At 51.7% G+C, this 20,173-nt stretch carries 14 protein-coding genes; 13 read left to right on the forward strand and 1 reads right to left on the reverse strand.

Annotated features, from left to right (window positions below):
• From G604_RS0103550 to G604_RS0103580, 7 genes are all read left to right on the forward strand, one after another.
• On the forward strand, positions 1-1,254 hold the full coding sequence (locus G604_RS0103550) for an FtsW/RodA/SpoVE family cell cycle protein (protein ID WP_028909359.1): 1,254 nt from the start codon (positions 1-3) through the stop codon (positions 1,252-1,254).
• 72 nt (positions 1,255-1,326) lie between these two features.
• Positions 1,327-2,454 (forward strand): undecaprenyldiphospho-muramoylpentapeptide beta-N-acetylglucosaminyltransferase, encoded by a 1,128-nt coding sequence (murG, locus tag G604_RS0103555; protein ID WP_028909360.1) that lies wholly within the window; start codon positions 1,327-1,329, stop codon positions 2,452-2,454.
• Between the two features lie 15 nt (positions 2,455-2,469).
• Positions 2,470-3,852, forward strand: a complete 1,383-nt coding sequence (gene murC / locus G604_RS0103560; protein ID WP_028909361.1) for a UDP-N-acetylmuramate--L-alanine ligase — start codon at positions 2,470-2,472, stop codon at positions 3,850-3,852.
• Positions 3,853-3,894: 42 nt separating this feature from the next.
• On the forward strand, positions 3,895-4,809 hold the full coding sequence (locus G604_RS13400) for a cell division protein FtsQ (protein ID WP_081657633.1): 915 nt from the start codon (positions 3,895-3,897) through the stop codon (positions 4,807-4,809).
• A gap of 23 nt (positions 4,810-4,832) precedes the next feature.
• Positions 4,833-6,263: a cell division protein FtsA gene (gene ftsA, locus G604_RS0103570; RefSeq protein ID WP_028909362.1), complete on the forward strand. Its 1,431-nt coding sequence runs from the start codon at positions 4,833-4,835 to the stop codon at positions 6,261-6,263.
• A gap of 24 nt (positions 6,264-6,287) precedes the next feature.
• A complete protein-coding gene (ftsZ, locus tag G604_RS0103575) occupies positions 6,288-7,637 on the forward strand; it encodes a cell division protein FtsZ (protein WP_028909363.1) in 1,350 nt (449 codons plus the stop codon).
• An 11-nt stretch (positions 7,638-7,648) separates the two neighbouring features.
• On the forward strand, positions 7,649-8,101 hold the full coding sequence (locus tag G604_RS0103580) for a GatB/YqeY domain-containing protein (protein ID WP_028909364.1): 453 nt from the start codon (positions 7,649-7,651) through the stop codon (positions 8,099-8,101).
• 30 nt (positions 8,102-8,131) lie between these two features.
• On the opposite strand, the gene recO is transcribed toward G604_RS0103580, so the two are convergent.
• On the reverse strand, positions 8,132-8,857 hold the full coding sequence (gene recO / locus G604_RS0103585) for a DNA repair protein RecO (RefSeq protein WP_316928661.1): 726 nt from the start codon (positions 8,855-8,857) through the stop codon (positions 8,132-8,134).
• A gap of 199 nt (positions 8,858-9,056) precedes the next feature.
• On the opposite strand from recO, the gene rpsT reads away from it, so the two are divergent.
• From rpsT to G604_RS0103615, 6 genes are all read left to right on the forward strand, one after another.
• A complete protein-coding gene (rpsT, locus tag G604_RS0103590) occupies positions 9,057-9,311 on the forward strand; it encodes a 30S ribosomal protein S20 (protein WP_028909366.1) in 255 nt (84 codons plus the stop codon).
• A gap of 244 nt (positions 9,312-9,555) precedes the next feature.
• Positions 9,556-12,555, forward strand: coding sequence for a SusC/RagA family TonB-linked outer membrane protein (locus G604_RS0103595; RefSeq protein ID WP_028909367.1), 3,000 nt, complete (start codon positions 9,556-9,558; stop codon positions 12,553-12,555).
• Between the two features lie 16 nt (positions 12,556-12,571).
• Positions 12,572-14,068, forward strand: coding sequence for a RagB/SusD family nutrient uptake outer membrane protein (locus G604_RS0103600; protein WP_028909368.1), 1,497 nt, complete (start codon positions 12,572-12,574; stop codon positions 14,066-14,068).
• A gap of 244 nt (positions 14,069-14,312) precedes the next feature.
• Complete coding sequence (locus G604_RS0103605; RefSeq protein WP_028909369.1) at positions 14,313-17,621, forward strand: SusC/RagA family TonB-linked outer membrane protein; 3,309 nt, start codon at positions 14,313-14,315, stop codon at positions 17,619-17,621.
• Positions 17,622-17,633: 12 nt separating this feature from the next.
• The gene (locus G604_RS0103610) at positions 17,634-19,217 is read left to right on the forward strand and encodes a RagB/SusD family nutrient uptake outer membrane protein (RefSeq protein ID WP_028909370.1); all 1,584 of its coding nucleotides are present in this window, start codon (positions 17,634-17,636) and stop codon (positions 19,215-19,217) included.
• A 17-nt stretch (positions 19,218-19,234) separates the two neighbouring features.
• Positions 19,235-20,167, forward strand: a complete 933-nt coding sequence (locus G604_RS0103615; RefSeq protein WP_028909371.1) for a putative zinc-binding metallopeptidase — start codon at positions 19,235-19,237, stop codon at positions 20,165-20,167.
• Positions 20,168-20,173: the final 6 nt, after the last annotated feature.

Consider the following 20,173-nt stretch of genomic DNA (forward strand, 5'->3'; position numbering starts at 1 on the left):
ATGAGCAAAACGATCATACATAATCTCTTCAAGGGCGACAAGACGATCTGGATGGTCTTCTTCTTCCTTTGTCTGATCAGTATCACGGAGGTATATTCTGCCTCCAGTTCACTGACCTACAAGGGAGGGGCTTTCTGGGCCCCTGTGCTCGGACATGTGGGGACGATCATCGTGGGAGTCATATTCATGGTATGCACACTGAACATCCCATGTAAATATTTCAAACTTGCCACACCCTTTCTGATCATCCTCTCCATTATCATGCTCCTCTGGGTCCTCGCCTTTGGGCAGAGCACCAATGGGGCGGCACGATGGGTGAGTATTCTCGGCTTCCATTTCCAACCCTCGGAATTGGCTAAGGGTACTGTCGTTCTGGCAACGGCACAGATTCTCAGTGGGCTTCAGACAGAGCATGGCGCTGACAAGCGTGCCTTTCAGTGGATCCTGCTTCTGACTGGTTTCTTCGCTGTCTTGATCATGATGGAGAACCTGAGTACGGCCATGCTGCTATGTATCACCGTCGTAGGCATGATGTTCTTCGGACGGATACCCAAGCGCCAACTACTCCGCCTCTTCGCAGGTGTAGGAGCCGTCGCTGCTTTCGTACTTGTCATGATCTTTGCCATCGGCGATGAGACGAAGGCCGAAGACCCCGTCAAGGGAAAAACGGAACAAGTCGTGAAGGAGAAACCCAACTTCTTTGCCCGATTGTTCCATCGTGCAGACACGTGGAAAGCCAGAATAGAGGACTTCGGATCAAAAGATGTTCCTCCGCAGGATGTAGACCTTGACAAGGACGGACAGAAAGCCCATGCCGCCATAGCCATCGCCTCGAGTAATATCATTGGCGTCGGCCCAGGCAACAGCGTAGAACGAGACTTCCTGTCACAGGCATTCTCTGACTTCATCTACGCTATCATCATTGAAGAGATGGGCATTGAAGGAGCCATCTTTGTAGCGGCATTATATATCATCCTCCTCTTCCGTACAGGTCATATCGCCGGTCAGTGCGAGAACAACTTTCCGGCCTTCCTGGCCATGGGACTCGCCATCCTTCTCGTGACACAGGCCTTATTCAACATGCTCGTTGCCGTAGGCCTTGTCCCTGTGACGGGTCAGCCGCTGCCCCTCATCAGTCGAGGCGGCTCATCCATGTTCTTCAACTGTCTCTACCTCGGTGCCATCCTCTCCGTCAGCCGTACGGCGAAAAAACGCGGTACAGAGACTGAAAAAGCAGTGAATACGGACCAATAAAAAAATAAATTACCGCAAATATTACCGAATGACAAAAAAAATAAGTAATTTTGCGAAAAAAACAAGATAGACATGGATCAAGCACTAAGAATCATTGTCAGCGGTGGTGGAACGGGAGGACATATCTTCCCGGCCGTCTCCATTGCCAACGCCATCAAGGCAAAGCGCCCGGATGCTCACATTCTCTTTGTCGGCGCCCTCGGCCGTATGGAGATGCAACGTGTCCCCGCCGCAGGATATGAGATCAAAGGACTCCCTGTAAGGGGCCTCATACGTCCCCTGTATAGTCTGAAGAATATCGGTGTCATCATCGACTTCCTGCGCAGCAAGCACATGGCGAAACAGATCATCAAGAACTTCAAGCCGATGGCTGCCGTCGGTGTCGGGGGATATGCCAGTGGTGCCGCCCTTGATGCTGCCCATAGCATGGGGATTCCCTGTCTGATCCAGGAGCAGAACTCCTATGCCGGCAAGACCAACAAGATGCTGAGTCAGAAGGTGCAGAAGATCTGTGTCGCCTACGACGGCATGGAGCGTTTCTTCCCGGCTGAGAAGATCATCAAGACCGGCAATCCCGTCCGTCAGAATGTCGTCCATACGACGATCACGCCTGAAGAGGCCCGTCAGCAGTTCGGTCTCCGCGCTGACCGTAAGACGATTCTCCTTGTCGGCGGCAGCCTCGGTGCCCGTACGATCAACGAGAGCATGCGCCAGCACCTCGACATGGTAAAGGCCGCTGCGGACGTACAGTTCATCTGGCAGACCGGCAAATACTATTTCGAGGAGATGAAGCAGGCCGTCGAGGCCTTCGGCAAGCCGGAGAACCTCGTTGTCACCGATTTCGTCTCCGACATGGGAGCCGCCTATCGTGCCGCTGATCTCGTCATCAGCCGTGCCGGTGCCAGCAGCATCTCCGAATTCTGCCTCATCGGCAAGGCCGTCATCCTTGTGCCGAGTCCGAATGTCGCCGAAGACCACCAGACGAAGAATGCCATGGCCCTGGTGAAGAAGGATGCCGCCATCTACGTGAAAGATGCCGACGCCCCCCAAGTACTGTTGAAACAGGCCCTTGACCTCGTCCACAACGATGACAAGCTGGCCTCCCTTCGCAAGAACATCCTCACACTTGGCGAGGCCAACAGTGCCGACATCATTGCCGACGAGGTCATCAAGATGGCCGAGGCCTATGCCCAAAAATAAGAAAGTAATACAATCATGGAACTGAAAGATATCAAATCCGTTTATTTCATCGGCGCCGGTGGCATCGGAATGAGTGCCATCGCCCGTTTCTTCATCCGTCGTGGCCTCGTCGTGGCAGGATATGACAAGACACCTTCCGACCTCACCCATCAGTTGGAGAAGGAAGGCATGCTCATCCATTATGAAGAGAACCTCGACGAGATTCCCCATGCCTGCCGCGATCCGAAGAGCTGCCTCGTGGTCTACACCCCGGCCATCCCCGCGGAACACCAGGAGCTGCAGTATTTCCGTCAGAACGGATTCGAAGTTCAGAAGCGCGCCCAGGTTCTGGGCATGCTCACACGCAGCCATAAGGGTCTGTGTTTTGCCGGCACCCACGGCAAGACGACGACATCCACGATGTGTGCCCATATCATGCATCAGAGTCATGTGGACTGCAACGCCTTCCTCGGCGGCATCTCCAAGAACTATGGCACCAATTATATCCTCTCCGACAAGAGCGATTATGTCGTCATAGAAGCCGATGAGTTCGACCGCTCCTTCCATTGGCTCCGCCCGTGGATGAGTGTCATCACAGCCACCGATCCCGACCATCTCGATATTTACGGCACGAAGGAAGCCTATCTTGAGTCCTTCCGCCACTACACCGAACTTATCCAGCCCGGCGGCGCCCTCATTATCCATACCGGTCTTGAGGTAAAGCCTAACGTTCAGGAAGGAGTGAAGACCTATACCTACAGCCGTAACGAGGGTGACTTCCACGCTGAGAATATCAAGATCGAGAATGGCGAGATCTCCTTTGACTTCATCTCGCCCATCGAGAGTATCAAAGGCATCGAGCTCGGCCAGCCCATCCCCATCAATATCGATAACGGTATCGCTGCCATGGCCATGGCACAGCTCAACGGCTGTACGGCAGAGGAGATCAAATATGGTATGAAGACCTATCATGGTGTAGACCGCCGTTTTGACTTCAAGATCAAGAACAACCGCCATGTCTTCCTCTCCGACTACGGACATCATCCGAAGGAGATCGAACAGAGTGCCAAGAGCCTCCGGGAGCTCTTCAAAGGCCGTAAGATCACGGCGATCTTCCAGCCGCACCTGTATACCCGCACACGTGATTTCTACAAGGATTTCGCCAAGGCTCTGAGCCATTTCGATGAAGTCATTCTCACCGAAATCTATCCGGCCCGCGAGGCCCCCATACCCGGCGTGACGAGCCAGCTCATCTATGACAATCTCGATCCGAAGGTAGAGAAGAGCATGATCCGGAAAGATGAGGTGCTCAACCTCGTCAAGAGCCGTGACTTCGATGTCCTCGTGGTCCTTGGTGCCGGTAATCTCGACAACTATGTGCCACAGATGACCAAGCTCATTGAGGCCAAAGAGAAATAGCATCAGAATACAAACGAACCAAGAGAAGTAAAGCCATATTCTATGCGTGTCTGCTGGAAAAAAGTCATCATCGTATGCCTCGATGTACTGCTGGCCGTATACATCGTCATCGCGTTCACCTCATTCGGGCAGCCGAGTGAGGCGAATGTCGTTTGTCGAAAACCGTATATCCTCATTGAAGACTCTACGACGAATGGCTTCCTTGATGTCCACGAGATACAGACACGCCTGGAGAAAGCTCACCTCGATCCCGACGGCGTTCCTTTCAACAAGGTTGACTGTCGTCGTATCGAAGACATGCTCAAGCAGAGTGCCTTCGTCAAGACGGCACAGTGTTACAAGACCCAAAACGGCAATGTCTTTATTGAACTCACGCAACGGCTCCCCGTAGTGCGTATCAAGAATATCACAGGGGATGACTACTATGTGGATGATCACAATCAAGTGATGCCCAACAGTCATTATACCAGTGATATGATCATCGCCACGGGTTATATCAGTCGTTGGTATGCGGAGCGCTATATTGCGCCGATGACAAAGGTCATCATGGCCAATGCCTTATGGCGGAACCTCATTGAGCAGATCAATGTGCTGCCAGACCGCGGCATAGAGATCGTGCCACGCATCGGCGATCATATCGTCTACCTCGGCTATCTCCCGGAGAGCAAATACTTCAAAGAACGGGATGAAGAAATCCGTAACTTCGTAACACGGAAGCTGGACCGTCTGATCAAATTCTACCGATACGGACTCTCCCAGGCGGGATGGAACAAATATTCCTATATCTCCCTGGAATTCGATAACCAGATTATCTGTAAGAGACGTCATACAGAAAATGAAGTCGCCTCCGCCGAGTCACAACCTGTCGCGACGCCACAACAGAAGAATCCCCTGCAGCGTCAACAAGAAGCGGAGAAAACAGAGAAACAGCTAGAGAACACAGAACCAACAGAATAAAAAATAGAACAGATATGCCTAATATGCCAAAAGAATTTATCGTAGCGATCGAGCTGGGCTCATCTAAGATCACCGGTATCGCCGGGCAGAAGAACCTCGACGGCAGCCTTTCCGTGCTGGCCCTCGTCGAAGAGGACTCCTCCGCCTGCATCCGCAAGGGTATGGTCTACAACATTGAGAAGACCGGGCAGTGCCTGACCAATATCATTACGAAGTTGAAGAACCTCCTGAAACAGGACATTAAGCAGGTCTATGTCGGTTTCTGCGGTCAGAGTGTACACAGTGTCAAGAATAATATCAACCAGGACTTCATGACGCCGACGATCGTCACCGACGAACTCATCGACCGTCTGAAGGATGCCAACAATGACATGGTCTACCCGGAGATGAAGATCTTCGAGCCGATCAACCTCGAATATAAGGTCGACAACCAGCTGCAGATCGATCCTGTAGGCATCCAGTGCAACCATCTCGAGGGTAACTTCCTGAATATCATCCTGCGTAAGAATTTTCATCAGAATCTCGTGACCTGTTTCGACAATGCGAACATCATCATTGCCGACATGTATCTCAGTCCTCTGAAACTCGCAGATGCCGTACTGACCGATACGGAGAAACGATCGGGCTGCGTCCTCGTAGACCTCGGCGCGGAGACGACTACTGTTTCCGTCTATTACCGCAATATCCTGCGCCATCTCGCCGTGATCCCCCTGGGTGGCAATAATATCACGAAGGACATCGCCTCCCTGCAGATGGAGGAGAGTGATGCCGAGAAGATGAAGCTGAAATATGCCAGTGCCTTTACACCCATCGACAAGATCGATGACTCCATCAATTACCCCATCGACTCCGACCGTAATGTCAAGAGCAGTGATTTCATCGCCCTTGTTGAGGACCGTATGGAGGAGATCATCGAGAACGTATGGTACCAGGTTCCCGGCGAATATGCAGACAAGATCCTTGGCGGTATCATCCTCACCGGAGGAGGCAGCAATATGCCGAATATCGTACAGGCTTTTCATAACTATACCAACGTGGAGAAGATCCGTGTGGCCCGTTTTGTCAACTTCACTGTCAAGAGCAAGGATCCGCGCATCACGGCCCATGACGGTACGCTGAACACGGCTCTGGCCATTCTCGCCTCCGGAGATATGAACTGTGCCGGCGACGAGATCACCCATGACCTCTTCAGCAGTAAGCCGCAGAACACGGCAGCTCCACTACGTCAGGAGACAGGAACACCCACCGGCGGCATGACCCCCTTGGAGAAAGCACGTTTGGCAGAGGAAGAAGAGCGCAAGAAACGTCAGGCAGAGGCCGAGAAAGCCGAGGAAGAGCGTGCACGGTTGGCTGCCGAGAAAGCACAGGAGCGCAAAGAGAACTCCTTCTGGCATAAGTTCGGTAATAAGTTAAAGGATTTCGGCAGTAAGATCATCGGTCCGGAAGAGGAATAAGGTAAACGAAAAAAGCAAACGACTATGGCAGACAATAATCATCATGATGTGACGAAGGACCTTGACTTCGGCGCACCACAGAAAAAACATAATATTATCAAGGTCATCGGTGTTGGTGGTGGTGGCGGTAATGCCGTCAACCACATGTACCGCGAAGGTATCCACGACGTGAGCTTCGTGCTCTGTAACACGGACAACCAGGCCCTCAACGACTCTCCTGTTCCTATCCATCTGCAGCTCGGCAAGGAAGGTCTCGGTGCCGGCAACAAGCCCGAGAAAGCCCGTCAGGCTGCTGAGGAGACAGAACCGGAGATCCGCGCCATGCTCAACGACGGTACGAAGATGGCCTTCATCACCGCCGGTATGGGTGGTGGTACGGGAACGGGTGCCGCTCCTGTCATCGCCCGTGTGAGCAAAGACCTCGGCATCCTCACCGTAGGTATCGTCACGATCCCCTTCCAGTTTGAGGGAGCCAAGAAGATTGACCAGGCCCTTGACGGTGTCGATGAGATGAGTAAGCATGTCGATGCCCTCCTCGTCATCAACAACGAGCGCCTCCTCGATATCTATCCCGACCTCAGCCTCCTCAATGCCTTCGCCAAGGCCGACGACACGCTGAGTGTGGCAGCCAAGAGTATCGCCGAGATCATCACGACGCACGGACTCATCAACCTCGACTTCAATGACGTGAAGACGGTGCTGAAAGACGGTGGCGTCGCCATCATGAGTACGGGTTACGGCGAAGGCGAGGGCCGTGTGAAGCAGGCTATCCAGGATGCCCTCAACTCTCCGCTGCTCAATGATAATGATGTCTTCCACTCCAAGAAGATCCTCCTCTCTATCAACTTCAGTGATGAGAAGAAGGAAGGTAGTGGTCTGACGATGGATGAGATGAATGATGTCCGTGATTTCATGGCGAAATTCGACAACAACTTCGAATTGAAATGGGGTGTCGCCATCGATCCGGAACTGGGTAAGAAAGTGAAGGTGACGATCCTCGCCACAGGCTTCGGTCTGAAGGATGTTGACGGCATGAGCAAGCACCTCGGCAAGATCCATACCCAGGAAGAGGCGACACGCCGTGCAGAACAAGAGGAGAAAGAGGCAGAGAATGAGCGCCGCCGTGACCGCTACTATGGCCGCAACGGCAAGAGCAAGGTTGCCAAGCGTCACCCTCATATTTTCATCTTCGGTCCCAAAGATCTCGACAATGAGGATGTTATCCTCCAAGTAGAGAATACGCCGACGAGCAAGCGCACCCGTCAGATCCTCGACAATATCAAACATATCGGTCACGATAATGACCAGCCGGAGCCCGAAGAGAAGAAGTCCGGCGAGAAGCCCGTACAGACCAAGATTTCGTTTGCAGAATAAAAAAACATATTATGGATTTATTCGATCAAGTCAGTGAGGATATCAAAAAGGCGATGAAGGCCCGCGACAAGGTCCGCCTGGAAACCCTCCGAAACATCAAGAAAGTATTCCTTGAGGCCAAGACGGCCCCGGGTAATGACGGCGAACTCAGTGATGCCGCCGCATTGAAGATCATTCAGAAACTCGCCAAGGAAGGCCGTGAGTCGGCCAAGACGTATACCGACAACAACCGTCAGGACCTTGCCGATGAGGAGCTGGCTCAGGTGGCCGTGCTCGAGGAGTATCTCCCCAAGCAGCTCTCCGAGGCCGAGATCACGGAGAAGGTGAAGGCCATCATCGCCGCCACCGGTGCCTCTTCGATGAAGGACATGGGGAAGGTCATGGGACAGGCCACGAAACAGATGGCCGGTCAGGCCGACGGACGTGTCATCAGCACCATCGTCAAGAAGTTGTTGAACGCATGATACGCTGTAGGGACATGATGAATCATTTCTCTACCAAAGTTGCCTGAGAACCTCCAGGCTCTTCAGTTCGGGGAATTCCGGCAGATGGAGCCGATAATATTTGATGATTACCTCTGTGCAGTGATTCCGCTCCGTGCGGCTCATAGCACAGAGGTGCATTGTTTCATAGCGCAACCGCATGAGCATGACAAGCTGACGGGACTCCGTGGGGTTGAGGAAGTCGGGATGCGAGGGCGCGTAAGTGACGAAGGTACCTTCACGAAGGTCGAACCAGCGCCCCTCACGATAACTCTCCATATTCGGGAAAAAGCCGACGAACGGAGTGAGGCGCATCATCAGCACGAGATGAAAATTACCGATGGGGCGTGTTGTCGTGTCAAGCCAGAGAATACTTGCATGGAGGAAGGTGAAAAGAGGCGTGTCACGCTGTTCCTGTCGCGTCACATAGGAGAGGAACTCCGAAAGGAAGAGACTCACGGCGAGCTTTTTAGGATCAAAAGGGATGGAGACGAGAGGCTGCTCGATGCCCACGGTCTTCAACTTCTGTAATCGCTGCCGCTGGCGATAGTCATACTCCACCCTGAGGAGCATCAACGGCTGAAAGAGCTGTGGCCGGATTTTAGCTTTCGGACTATGCGAGATGCGGCAGATGAAAGACACCCTTCCCTGCGCCTCCGTTAGCGTGTCAACAATGAGTTGATCATCACCGAAACGGGTGATATGAAGCACGATAGCCCTCGTTTTCGTCAAAATCATGCCGCAAAAATACAAAAAAAATGGTTTTTGAGAAAAATTATCTTCAAAAATTTGCTCAATCCGATAAAAGTGGCTAACTTTGCACCCGCAAATCGGTGTAAGGCCTGTTCGTCTATCGGTTAGGACGAGAGATTTTCATTCTCTAAAGAGCAGTTCGACTCTGCTACAGGCTACAAATTAAAAAAGAAAGAATAATAAGATGGCAAATCACAAATCATCACTGAAAAGAATCCGTCAGGACAAGAAGAAGGCTCTGCATAACAAGTACTATGCAAAGACTATGCGTAACGCCGTGCGTAAGCTGCGTTCGCTGACCAACAAGGACGAGGCTGCAAAGCTCTATCCTACTGTACAGAAAATGCTGGATAAGTTGGCTAAGACCAACATCATCCACAAGAACAAGGCTGCCAACCTGAAGTCCAGCCTCGCTCTTCATGTGAACAAGCTCGGTTAATTCCCGAATCCATAGTTATTGAAATAAAGGCTGCAATCCGAGAGGGTGGCAGCCTTCTTTTTGTTTGCGCCACACGGCAAGATATGTTAAAAGCCAAAGAATATTTGCAAGTATTTGGTATTTTTATTACTTTTGTAGCCCCAAAACCAGAATAAGCAGCGCGTGAGCGTCCCCTTCAAAGCAAGCGTACATCAATAAAAGTACTTTACGAGAAAAAAATTAGTTTACATATTTAGAGAATTTTATGAGAAAAAAGTTAACGATGCTTCTTTCCCTCCTGTTCCTCTTCGTAGGAATGGCGATGGCTCAGAAGCAAGTATCGGGCACTGTCGTGTCCAGTGAGGATGGAGAGCCGGTCATCGGTGCCTCCATTAAAGTAATAGGTACCAACACGGGTGCCGCCACCGATATCGACGGACATTTCTCCTTCTCAGCCCCTGAGGACTGCAAGCTGGAGATTTCCTATATCGGTATGCAGACGAAAGTCGTCAAAGGTGGTGAGAACATGACCATTAAGCTCGTCAGTGACTCGAAGACCATCGACGAGGTCGTCGTCACCGGTTATGGTGTCCAGCGCAAGGCTTCTTTCACCGGTGCTGCATCCCTGATGGATGCCAAGGAGATTGAGAAGAAGAGTGATGCCAACTTCGTGAAGTCCCTCGAGGGTGCTGTCACTGGTGTGCAGATGAACAACTCCTCGAGCATGCCCGGTACATGGGGCTCTGTCTTCGTCCGCGGCCGTTCCTCTCTGAACTCCGGCACGCAGCCATTGTATGTCATCGATGGTGTACCTGTCAACTCTGACTACGATGCCATGAGTTCCACGGATAATAACCAGATTGACCCGATGGCCTCCATCAACCCCAGTGATATCGAGAGTGTCACCGTGCTGAAGGATGCCGCCGCCACGGCTATCTATGGTTCCCGTGCCGGTAATGGTGTCATCGTCATCAAGACGAAGAGTGGCAGCAAGGGCAAGATGAACATTGATGTCGATATCAAGCAGGGCTTTACCTATACCGGCAACAACAACATGAAGTTTGCCAATGCCGAACAGACCATGCGTGCCTATGCCACCGGTCGTGCCAACCGCTTTCAGGATGGTACTGCCGATGAGTATTATGATTATCTGAAGAACAACTACTACCACTGGGATGGCACCACCGATACCAACTGGCTGGATGAGATAGAGCGTCATGGTTATTACCAGGACTATAATGTCAGCGTCAGTGGTAAGGCCGGTGAGACAAGCTATTATGCCAGTGCCGGATATATGAACACGAAGGGTACGATTATCGGTAACGATTTCAAGCGTTATACCGGTCGTCTGAACGTGAACAGCAAGTATGGCATTTTCACCTTCGGCGCTACGGCCAACTATGCCTATACGCAGAAGAATGGTGGCTCACAGTCTATCAGTGGTTCAATGAGCTCCCCTGTCGTCGAGGCCATCACCACGATGCAGCCGTTCTACAGCATCTATAATGCCGACGGCACCTATGCCCACACGAATCTCTACAACCCCTTCGCCGTATGGGACGAGGACCTCGGTGGCCTCGACCGTATGACGACGAATACGCTGACGCTGAGTCCGTATCTCCAGCTCGACTTCGGCAAGGGTATCTATTTCAAGACCACCCTCGGCGTGAATATCTACGACATGGACGAGTATAGCTACGGCAGTGCCGTCTATGATCCTCAGTGGGCCGGTATTGGTGTCGGTCAGGACTACAGCTCCAAGACATCCACCGTTACGTGGAACAATATCTTGGGTTGGAACTATACATTCAACCAGCTCCATACGATCAGTGTTATGCTCGGTCAGGAGATGCAGAGCAAGAACTACCACTACGCTTATATGAGTGGTGACCACTTCCCCTATGCCTCCGACGGTCTCCGTGACCTCTCTACGGTAGGTCACTGGAATGATGGTGACTACTACAAGCGTCAGGCTCATCTCTCCTCCTTCTTCACGGATATCCATTATTCCTATGCCGACAAGTATTATATCTCCGCATCCTACCGTCGTGATGGCAGCTCCGTCTTCGGTAAGAACAACCGCTGGGGTGATTTCTGGTCCGTCGGTGGAAAGTGGCGCTTCACGTCTGAAGACTGGATGGGTCTGAAAGACTCTAAGGTTCTGACCAACGGTACGCTCCGTGCTTCCTATGGTACGGTAGGTAACCAGGATATTGACTGGTATGCCGCCCGTGAACTCTACTATACAGGTTACAACTATAATGGTGAGGCCGGTGCCATCTACTATCAGGCCGGTAACCAAAACCTGACCTGGGAGACCTCCCGTAAGTTTGACCTTGGCGTGGATCTGCAGTTCCTTCACCGCATCAACCTCAGTCTCGACTATTACAATGAGACCACGAGTGATGCCCTTTATGAGGTGCCTCTGTCCATGACCTCCGGTCTGACAAATGCCTATAAGAATCTCGGTAAGATCCGCAACCGTGGTCTTGAGGTCTCCGTCAATGCCACCATCATGCACCGTCATGATTTCGACTGGACGGCCTATGCCAACCTCACCTATAACCAGAACCGTGTCATCAAGCTCAATGGTGACCCGATCATCGGCAGCTACTACGGCATTGAGGAAGGCCGTGCCTACCATGAGTTCCGTCTGAAGGAATATGCCGGTATCGACCATGAGACCGGTCGTCCGCAGTGGTATAAGAATGCCACGGGTGACGAACTGACGACAAACTACAACGAGGCCGCCTACCGCTATCTCGGTCAGCCCGACCCGAAGGTATATGGTGGTTTCGGTACCTCTCTGAACTGGAAAGGCCTCGACTTCTCCATGACCTTCAACTACCGTCTCGGCAACAAGGTCCTCGACCGTGGTGCCAGCTTCACGGGATGGGGTATGGCAGGCCGTACGCCGCTGAAGGAGATGCTCGACAACAGCTGGACCCCGGAGAACAAGGATGCCAAGTATCCGCAGTATATCTATGGTGATCCCTATCACGCTACGAGTGAGTCTTCCCGCTTCCTGATGAGTGGCAACTATCTCCGTCTGAGCAATATCACGCTTGGCTACACCCTGCCGAAAGCCATCACGATGAAGGCTTACATGCAGAAGGTCCGCTTCTACATCTCCATGGATAATGTCTACACCTGGACGGCCAGTGACTTCACGGGCTTCAACCCCGAGACCTACGCCGCCGGTGTCATCGCTTGGCAGAGTCCGTCGGTAGCTACCTTCGTTGGTGGTGTACAGGTAACATTCTAACATAAAGACAGAACAAATGAAAAAATATATTTTTATCCTCCTGTTTGTGATGACAGGAGTGTTGAGCGGCTGCGACAGCTATCTCGATACCGAATTCAGTCGTGGTAAGGATGCCAACGAGGCTATCCAGAATGTCGACAATGCCAATACTGCCCTGCAGGGTACTTACAGCCTGTTCTATGACTACCGTTTCGCCGGTAACTTCGCCATGACGCTGAGTGATATCCCCACGGACATCAGCTACTGGAACCAGCAGACGGGTCACATGAATGGTATCTACGAGTATGCCACGGATGATAATGACACCTATCTGTATTATATCTGGGACTATGGTTATAAGATCGTCAGCAATGCTACGCGTCTGATCAACCAGGGTGACGACCTCGCCAAGAACCTGTCCTCTGCCTCCGACAAGGCAACGCTCAACGGCTACCTCGCGCAGGCTCACGGCCTCCGCGCCTTTGCCAACCTCTATATGGTCAACTATTTCGCTCACCAGTATAAGGTCAATGGTCAGGACTTCGGCAAGGAACCGGGCATCGTCATCAGCGACGCCACCATACAGCCGTATGACACCGTCCACCGTGCCACCATCGCCGAGTCCTATGCCTTCATCGTGAAGGATCTCAAGACGGCCCTCGACCTCTTCAATAATGGCGCCGACGAGCCTGCTGAGAAGGTCTATCTCACCAAGCCGGCTATCGAGGGTCTCCTCGCCCGTACCTATCTCTATATGGAGGACTGGGCTAACGCCAAGAGTTATGCTGAGGCAGCACTGAAAGACGGCGACATCGACCTCAACAAGGGTCTGGCCCATACGAAGGCCGACTATGCCGCCCTCTACCAGTCTACGGGTTCCAACAATGAGAGCTTCTTCTATCTCTCCATCGACGACACGCACAACTTCTCTGCCAATGCCGCCGGTAATATCTGGAACACCTACAGCTACAGTCCGAGCCCGAAGCTCCAGAGACTCTATGCCAGCACGGATTGCCGTGACACCCTCATCGCATGGGATGTTGCTGTCAGCAGTTCCACACCCACCGTTCCTTACTATGCCGGTGGTAAGTATGGTGCCACCAAGAATGGTGTCAACGGTGTTGCCTATGAGACGAACTATCTCATCAACGCACCGGAGATGTTCCTCATCATCGCCGAGGCAGACATCAAGCAGGGGAATCTCAGTGGGGCTCAGGAGAACCTCTTCCAGGTAGCCCGCCGCAACACGGCCATCAAGAGTGTCGCCGACCTGCCACAGACCCTCGACGGTCTCTACAGTTTCCTGAAGGACGAGCGCGCCCGCGAGCTCTTCCAGGAGGGACACCGTCTGTGGGACCTCCGTCGCTGGGGTGACAAGGTCAGCGTAGTGGCCTATGGCGCACCGAACGTGAAGTTCAACTACACGGACTATCAGATCTCCGACCTCGTCTACCCGATTCCTAACGCAGAGATCAACGCTCACTTCGGTGTAGAGCAGAACGAGGGCTGGGCAAAGACCTTCCCGAAGAAGTAAGATTTTTCATACTAGCAATAACACTTATCAATGCCGACATGGAATATTTTCCATGCCGGCATTTTTCGTTGCTGACGGAACATGATAAATCATGTCCCTACAGCAGGAAAAATGTACAAATTCATGTAAAATATAATATTTTTGCAATTTTTTATCATTTCATTTTTCTCTTTACGAAAAAATCAATACCTTTGCAACCAATTAATTTATTTGGGTCAAGATTTTAAATTATTTACGAGAATTTATGGAGAAAAGATTTAGCATGGTTTTGGCTGGTCTGTTCCTGAGTTCAGGAATGGCACTTGCTCAAACGAAGATCTCAGGAACCGTAATCTCGGCAGAAGATGGCCAGCCTGTTATCGGCGCCTCCATTATGGTGCAAGGCACGAAGACAGGTACTGTTACGAATATCGATGGTCAGTTTGACCTCGACGTTCCTGCCGGGAAGAAGTTGGTAGTCACGTACATCGGCATGCAGCCGCAGACCGTGACAGCAAAACCTGGGATGAAGATCACCCTGAAGAATGATGACAAGACATTGCAGGAAGTCGTCGTCACCGGTATGACGACACAGGACAAACGATTGTTTACAGGAGCCACCTCAAAGATCAGTGCCAAGGACGCCAAGCTCGACGGTGTTGCCGATATCAGCCGCTCGCTGGAAGGCCGTGTCGCCGGTGTGAGTGTCCAGAATGTCAGTGGTACCTTCGGTACCGCTCCGAAGATCCGTGTCCGTGGTGCTACGTCCATCTACGGTAGTTCCAAGCCGTTGTGGGTTGTTGATGGTGTCATCATGGAGGATGTGACGGATGTCGATGCCGACGCCCTCTCTTCCGGTGATGCGAACACGTTGATCTCTTCCGCTATCGCCGGTTTGAATGCCGATGATATCGAGAGTTTCCAAATCCTGAAAGATGGTTCCGCTACCTCTATCTACGGTGCCCGCGCCATGTCCGGTGTAATCGTCGTGACGACGAAGAAAGGTCATGCCGGTCAGTCACGCATCAGTTACACGGGTGAGTTCACCATGCGTCTGAAACCGAGTTACAGCGAGTTCAATATCATGAACTCTCAGGATCAGATGAGTGTTTACAATGAGATGTATCAGGATGGATTCCTGTCCTTCAGCCGTACTTACCGTGCTGCCTCCAGTGGTGTCTATGGTAAGATGTATCAGTTGATGAACACTTATAATGAGTCTAATGGCCAGTTCGGTCTTGCCAATACGCAGGAGGCGATGTATGACTACCTCCATCAGGCAGAGATCCGCAACACGAACTGGTTTGATGAGTTGTTCAGAAACAGCATTCAGCAGAACCACTCTATCAGTATCTCCTCTGGTTCTGACAAGGCACAGTATTATGCTTCTTTCTCCTTGATGGATGACCCGGGATGGACGGAGAGAAGTAAGGTGCGTCGTTATACGGCCAATATCAATGCCCTGTATAACATTTCCAAGAAGGTCAGCCTGAATTTGATCAGCAACTCTTCTTACCGTCAGCAGCAAGCTCCTGGTACGACGAGTTCGAGTGTGGACCCGGTGAATGGTACGGTATCCCGTGATTTCGATATCAACCCGTACTCCTACGCCATCAACACCTCACGTACGCTTGATCCGAATACGTTCTATACGCGCAACTATGCGCCGTTTAACATCCATAACGAGTTGGCCAACAACTATATGGATTTTGACGTGATGGATTTCCGTCTGCAGGCAGAGCTGAAGTATAAGCCCATCAGCAAGGTCACCCTTTCCGCTCTCGGCGCTTATAAATATTCTACGACGACACAGGACTGGAAGATTACGGAGAACTCCAACCTCGCCCAGGCTTATCGTGCCATGGATGATGCCGTGATGCGCGATGCCAACCCGTGGCTGTACACCGATCCCGACAAGGCCAACTCCCTGCCTATCTCTGTCCTCCCCGAGGGTGGTTTCTTCCGTGAGACGAAGTACAAGATGAATTCCTGGGACTTCCGTGCCACGGCAGCCTACAACGATGTGTTCAACAAGGATCATATCGTCAACTTCTTCGGTGGTATGGAGGTGAGCGATGTCACGCGTAACAAGACCTACTTCAATGGTGTCGGTATGCAGTATGACATGGGTATGCTCGCCAACTATGACTATCGCTATTTCAAGCAGGCCAGTGAGGAGAATTCCATGTACTATAATGTCACGAACAGTTATACGCGTACGACGGCATTCTTCGCCACAGGAACCTATTCTTATAAGGCCCGTTACACCTTGAACGGAACGGTCCGTTATGAGGGTAGTAATATGTTGGGCAAGAGCCGTTCTGCCCGTTGGATGCCAACGTGGAACGTCTCCACGGCATGGAACATCCATGAGGAGCCATGGTTTGAGCGGGTCTTCAATAACAAGCTCTCCCACGCTACGCTGAAGGCTTCTTACTCCCTGACCGGTGACCGTCCTTCCGTCAATAATGCGCAGGTGATCGTCCAGAGTTATTCTCCCTGGCGCCGTTACGCTACCGATAAGGAGACGGGGCTGGAAATCAAGGAGTTTGCCAATCCAGATCTGACCTACGAGAAGAAGCACGAGCTGAACCTCGGTGCTGACCTTGGCTTCTTCGACAACCGCCTGAACGTCACGTTCGACTGGTATACGCGTAACAACTACGACCTGATTGGTCCGAAGCGTACCACGGGTACCACGGGAACGACGATCATGTATGCCAATGTGGCCAGTATGAAGTCGCATGGTGAGGAACTTTCCATCTCTTCGAAGAATATCAAGACGAAAGACTTCGACTGGAATACCGACTTCATCTTCTCTCATACAAAGAGCCGTGTGACATCACTCGACAGCCGCAGCCCGATTTACGACTTCATCTTCGGCACCGGTTTCACGATGGTCGGCTATCCCTACCGTGGCCTCTTCTCCATCGACTTCAAGGGTCTGAACAAGGAAGGTCTGCCTACCTTTATCAATGAGAATGGTGAGTTGACAACGAGTAATATCAACTTCCAGTCGTATGTCCTCGACCATCTGGTATATGAAGGACCTACCGATCCTACGATTACTGGTAGTTTGGGCAACACATTCCGTTATAAGAACTGGCATCTGAACATCTTTGCCACCTACTCTTTCGGCAACGTGATCCGTCTCGATCCGTTCTTCAAGTCCTCCTACTCCGATCTCGACGCCATGCCGAAGGAGTTCAAGAACCGCTGGATGCATGCCGGTGATGAGAATATCACGAATATCCCGGTCATCGCCGACCTCCGTCAGCTGCAGAACGACACCTATCTGAGCCGTGCCTACAATGCTTACAACGCTTCTACGGCCCGTACGGCAAAGGGTGACTTCATCCGTATGAAGGAGATATCCCTCTCTTACGACTTCCCGCGCAAGTGGGTGGCTCCGCTGGGCCTGAGCACGGCGAGTCTGAAGTTGCAGGCCACGAACCTCTTCCTGATCTACTCCGACAAGAAGTTGAACGGACAGGATCCTGAATTCTTCAATACTGGTGGTGTTGCCGTTCCTATGGCCCGTCAGTTCACATTCACTGTTAGACTTGGTATTTAATCAAAGAGAAAAATGAAGAAACTAAATATTTTTCTGCTCTCCATCGGCGTGTTGCTGGCATTCTCGTCTTGTGACACCTATCTCGACAAGTTGCCTGATGACCGTGCGGAAGTAGACAGTAAGGATAAGGTCGCCAAGTTGCTGGTCGATGCCTATCCCCAGGCAGAGGGAATCCTTATCCAAGAGTTAAGCTCCGATAATGTTGCCGATAACGGCAAGCAGTACAGTACGGAGTCCTACATCGACGAGATGTATCGTTTCAAGACACCGGAATATGAGTCTACGGACAGCCCCTATGCTATCTGGGACTACGGCTACCGTGGCGTGGCCACCGCCAACCAGGCGTTGGCAGCCATTGACAAGCTCGGAGACACGGATGAGCTGAAGCCCTACAAGGGAGAGGCGCTGCTGTGCCGTGCGTTGAACATGTTCATCCTTTCCAACGTGTTCTGTATGGCTTACGACTCCACGAAGTGCGATACCTATCCCGGTCTGCCTTATCCGACCACTACCGATCAGCCGATCAAGGGTATGACGGAGCGTGGCACCCTTCGTGAGCTCTATGCCCATATCAATGCCGATATCGAGGAGGCCCTGCCTCTGATTGATGATAATGCTTACAGCATACCTAAGTATCACTTCAACAAGAATGCGGCCTATGCTTTTGCTGCCCGCTTCAACCTCTATTATCATCACTACGACAAGGCCATCGCCTATGCCACGCAGTGCCTGGGCAGTGATCCTACCGTCTATCTGCGTAAGTGGACGAACTACCGCACGCTGGCCGGTTCACAGGATATCTTCAACAACTATATCCAGAGCAGCGATGCCGCCAACTTCCTGCTGATTCCTTCTGTATCCATCGTCGGTCGTTGGACGGAGGGAAACTGGCTGCGCTATGTCCACAATGATGTGATCACGAAGTATGAGACCTACTGGGCCGCTTGTCCGTGGGCTTACGGCGCCACATCCAGCAATGACCTCTACCAGTGCGCCCACATGCTCTATGGTAACGCTCAGGTCACGATGTTCCCGAAGCTCTTCGAGACTTTAGAGTATACGGATAAGGTCAATGGTATCGGTTATCCCCATACCGTGGATGCCTATTTCACCGGTGATGAGACCATCCTTGTACGTGCTGAGGCTTACGCCCTGCGCAATGGCAACGGTGATCTCCAGAAAGCCGTTGATGACCTGAACACATGGGCATCTACGAACCTCGAAGATAAGGATGATCAGATGACCCGTCCGACCTATACGGTGGCCAACCTGACGAATTATGTAGAGAGTGTACATTATGCCTCTGTCACACCTGTCGAGGATGCTGAGCGCAGTTTCCGTAAGGTGCTCCATCCGCAGGGCTTCACCGTTGCCAAGGGCAGTCAGGAGGATATCATTCAGGTCATCCTTCATGCCCGTCGACTGACAACCTGTTTCCAGGGTATGCGTTTCCAGGACTGCAAGCGTTATGGCATTGAGTACACGCACTTCGTCGACAAGGAAGATCCTATCGTCTTCAAGGCCGGTGATCTCCGTGGTGCCATCCAGATTCCTGAGGCCGTGATCAATGCCGGTCTTGCCGCTAATCCGAGATAAATAAAAAATTATCAGCAATGAAAAAATTAGTATTATATATATTTCTCATGGGTTTCGTCTTCGCCATGGCCGGTTGCTCCAATGATGACATCGACGAGACCAACAGCGTTTTCACGCATGAGAAGGTCGACTCTTCTGAGTTCGACCACTGGCTGGCCAAGAACTATACACAGCCCTATAATATTCGACCGCTCTACCGTTATCATGACCTGGAGACCGACAACTCTTACAATGTTATCCCGGCCAAGGTGAAGAACGTACAGGCACTGGCTGTCATCATGAAGCATATCTGGCTTGACGCCTATGCAGAGGTGGCCGGTCCCGACTTCCTGAAGAAGTACTGTCCGCGTATCTTCCAGTTCATCGGATCCGGTGAGTACAACTCCAACGGTTCTGTTGTCCTCGGTACTGCCGAGGGAGGTATGAAGATCACGCTGTTCCGTGTCAACGCCATTGATCCCGACAATATCTTTATTGACAGTGTCAGTGCCGTCCCTCAGACGGAACATCTGCCGCTGGACCTGAACTACTGGTATTTCCACACGATGCACCATGAGTTCTGTCATATCCTCACGCAGCACAAGAACTACTCCACCGACTTCCAGCTCGTCTCTGCCGGTAAGTACCACTCCAGCGACTGGGTGAATGTAAAGGATGAGGATGCGCCGGCCCTCGGTTTCGTCTCCGGCTATGCCAGCGGCGAGTATAACGAGGACTTCGCTGAGATCTATTCCACCTATGTCACCCACACGCAGGAAGCCTGGGACAAGCTCCTGGCTTTGGGCGTGAAGAATGGCGACACTTCCGGCCGTGATGCCATCGTGAAGAAGCTGGCCATTATCAAGGAGTATTTCAAGAGTTCCTATGGACTGGATATTGACAAGCTCCGTGAGGTCGTCCTTCGTCGCTGCCATGAGGTTCAGAATATGGATTTGTCTAAATTGAATTAGTATTTC

Origin of the sequence: Prevotella sp. AGR2160 (assembly GCF_000424185.1) — a bacterium.
In the GTDB taxonomy this organism is placed as follows: domain Bacteria; phylum Bacteroidota; class Bacteroidia; order Bacteroidales; family Bacteroidaceae; genus Prevotella.

Bases quoted from the DNA above. Each gene is read 5' to 3' on its own strand.
- G604_RS0103550 (WP_028909359.1), top strand. From the start codon at position 1: ATGAGCAAAACGATCATACATAATCTCTTCAAGGGCGACAAGACGATC.
- murG (WP_028909360.1), top strand. From the start codon at position 1,327: ATGGATCAAGCACTAAGAATCATTGTCAGCGGTGGTGGAACGGGAGGA.
- murC (WP_028909361.1), top strand. From the start codon at position 2,470: ATGGAACTGAAAGATATCAAATCCGTTTATTTCATCGGCGCCGGTGGC.
- G604_RS13400 (WP_081657633.1), top strand. From the start codon at position 3,895: ATGCGTGTCTGCTGGAAAAAAGTCATCATCGTATGCCTCGATGTACTG.
- ftsA (WP_028909362.1), top strand. From the start codon at position 4,833: ATGCCAAAAGAATTTATCGTAGCGATCGAGCTGGGCTCATCTAAGATC.
- ftsZ (WP_028909363.1), top strand. From the start codon at position 6,288: ATGGCAGACAATAATCATCATGATGTGACGAAGGACCTTGACTTCGGC.
- G604_RS0103580 (WP_028909364.1), top strand. From the start codon at position 7,649: ATGGATTTATTCGATCAAGTCAGTGAGGATATCAAAAAGGCGATGAAG.
- recO (WP_316928661.1), bottom strand. From the start codon at position 8,857: ATGATTTTGACGAAAACGAGGGCTATCGTGCTTCATATCACCCGTTTC.
- rpsT (WP_028909366.1), top strand. From the start codon at position 9,057: ATGGCAAATCACAAATCATCACTGAAAAGAATCCGTCAGGACAAGAAG.
- G604_RS0103595 (WP_028909367.1), top strand. From the start codon at position 9,556: ATGAGAAAAAAGTTAACGATGCTTCTTTCCCTCCTGTTCCTCTTCGTA.
- G604_RS0103600 (WP_028909368.1), top strand. From the start codon at position 12,572: ATGAAAAAATATATTTTTATCCTCCTGTTTGTGATGACAGGAGTGTTG.
- G604_RS0103605 (WP_028909369.1), top strand. From the start codon at position 14,313: ATGGAGAAAAGATTTAGCATGGTTTTGGCTGGTCTGTTCCTGAGTTCA.
- G604_RS0103610 (WP_028909370.1), top strand. From the start codon at position 17,634: ATGAAGAAACTAAATATTTTTCTGCTCTCCATCGGCGTGTTGCTGGCA.
- G604_RS0103615 (WP_028909371.1), top strand. From the start codon at position 19,235: ATGAAAAAATTAGTATTATATATATTTCTCATGGGTTTCGTCTTCGCC.